2 protein-coding genes are annotated in these 2450 nt (G+C 50.2%); both read left to right on the top strand.

Going from position 1 to position 2450, the window contains the following annotated elements; genetic code table 11:
• The first annotated feature begins 156 nt into the window (after positions 1–156).
• Positions 157–1587, top strand: a complete 1431-nt coding sequence (locus RMO52_RS11645) for a glycosyltransferase family 1 protein (RefSeq protein ID WP_310414240.1) — start codon at positions 157–159, stop codon at positions 1585–1587.
• A gap of 199 nt (positions 1588–1786) precedes the next feature.
• Positions 1787–2450, top strand: a 664-nt coding sequence (locus tag RMO52_RS11640) for a glutathione S-transferase (protein WP_310414237.1), incomplete at its 3' end; no start/stop codon positions are given.

The following is a 2450-nucleotide window of genomic DNA, read 5'->3' as shown; positions in this document are numbered from 1 at the left end:
GTGCGATCGTTACCAACCGATCCAGACAAGGTGTCCCGGTCGTTTTAGACATATTGGGATACCGTTCCTTCGATCCAGAACTGACGGTTACTTAGCGTAACTGCTGGTACGAAAGACTCAAGTTAAATTAATGTCAATTTTTACTGAGGTGCAGATATGTCAACCGGAAAATTCCCCACAACCACTATTAACCCACCAGTCAGTAACTCACCAGTGATGCAGCCACATCAACCATTTGCTTCCGCACGGATGCAAATCCCGACTCGTCAAGCGATCGCGTTAATCTCCGAGCATGGCGATCCAGCAGCCGAAATCGGTAAAGATGCTGCTGGCGGTCAAAATGTCTACGTTCGGCAAGTTGGCGAGGCATTAGCCAAATTGGGTTGGCAAGTAGATATGTTTACGCGCAAGAGCAGTCCCGATGATGCGACGATCGTCCAGCACTCGCCGCATTGTCGCACCATTCGGTTGACAGCAGGGCCGGAAGCTTATATTCCGCGAGATGAAATGTTCCAATACATGCCCGAATTCGTGGCAGCTTTTCAGAAGTTCCAGCAAAAAGAAGGGATGAGCTATCCCTTAGCCCATACTAATTATTGGATGTCGGGGTGGGTCGGACTCCAACTCCAGCGCAGCCAAAATCTGCAACTGATTCATACCTATCACTCGCTCGGAGCCGTTAAGTATCAGTCGGTAACGGAGATCCCCGAAATCGCCCAGACGCGTCTGGCTGTTGAAAAAGACCTGCTCGAACAGGCGCATTCGATCGTTGCCACTAGCCCCCAAGAATCTGACGATCTAGAGGCGCTCGTATCCAAAATTGGTAGCATTGATATTATTCCTTGTGGTACCGACGTGAGTACCTTCCGCCCCATTTCCAAATCTGAAGCCCGCAAGCAGTTGGGTATTAGTGCTAAGCAGAAAGTCGTCCTATATGTCGGTCGCTTTGACAAACGCAAAGGGATTGAAACCCTGATCCGGGCTACTGGTGAGTTGCGATCGCACTTAGAACAAGGCGAAGAAATCGATCCTCAACACTTAAAATTATTAGTCGTCGGTGGTAGCGACCCCAATGAGGCTGATGGTGTCGAGCGCCGCCGGATCGAAGATATCGTAGCCGAATTAGACTTAGCTACGACGACGGACTTTGTGGGCATGGTCGGACACGATCGGTTGGCACTGTACTATACTGCTGCTGATGTCTGCGTTATCCCCAGTCACTACGAACCCTTTGGCTTAGTGGCGATCGAAGCAATGGCTTGCGGTACGCCAGTAGTAGCTTCGGATGTCGGCGGTTTGAAATTTACCGTGATCTCTGAGGAAACCGGACTATTAGTACCACCTCATGATGTTAGCAAATTTGCCCACGCGATCGGGCGGATTTTGACCGATGATATCTGGGCGCGGAAAATCCGCAAGCAAGCCTCAGCACGAGTACACCAAAACTTCAGTTGGACGGGTGTCGCGATTCAACTCAGCGATCTCTATCGTCGGCTGTTAGCACAATCGTTATTGAGTCCGGGAGTAGCACGCGGTTCGAGCGCAACTTCTACACTCCTACCCAAGCAAGCGGTTAAGGCGTCCTAATATTCACATCTTGCATCGGCACAAAGTTACTGGTGTTTTAGTGGATAGTGGATAGTTTTAATACATCCGCTTTAGAGGAGGGGTAATTTATTAATTGCCTCTCCTTTGTCGTTCGATCGGCGACCTCTGCCGAAACTGTTATCTTTAGGTAAGCGAGTATTGCAAACATCGCCACTAGTATCCCATTTCACCACCCCAGATGACGATCGATCCTTTGAGCTGGCAAGAACTAGCAGATCTACCCACCGCTAAATTTGTCCCGAGCGATCCGATTAATGGCGCAACCAATGCGCAGTCGCGACTCCGCTTATTCGGACGCGCCGAAACTGATGTGCGGGTGACACTATACCGTGACAATCATGCGTGGTGTCCTTACTGTCAGAAAATTTGGCTGTGGCTAGAAGAAAAACAAATCCCCTATCGGATCGAAAAAGTCACGATGTTCTGTTATGGGGAAAAAGAGAGTTGGTACAAGCGCAAGGTACCTTCGGGAATGCTCCCCGCCGTAGAATTAGACGGGCGGATGATTACGGAGAGCGATGATATTTTGCTCGCGCTCGAAGCCGCTTTTGGCGGACTGGCTTACGGGATGAGAGATCCGCAAGTAGTGCCACTGCGCCAGTTAGAGCGGTTATTATTTCGGGCGTGGTGTAGTTGGCTGTGTCGTCCGGCAAATTCGGCGCGAGAAGAACAGCACAACCACGAGCAATTTGTTAGCGTGGTGGCGATGGTTGAAGCAGCACTAGCACAGACATCAGGCAATTATTTTCTGGAGCAGTTTGGCACTGCTGATGTCATTTTTACGCCCTATGTAGAGCGGATGAATGCCAGTCTTTACTACTACAAGGGCTACTCCCTGCGGG

Origin of the sequence: Chamaesiphon sp. OTE_8_metabat_110 (genome assembly GCF_031382685.1) — a bacterium.
GTDB lineage: Bacteria > Cyanobacteriota > Cyanobacteriia > Cyanobacteriales > Chamaesiphonaceae > Chamaesiphon.
The sequence above is the reverse complement of the archived record's forward strand: the minus strand, read 5'-3'. Positions and strand labels throughout refer to the sequence as shown.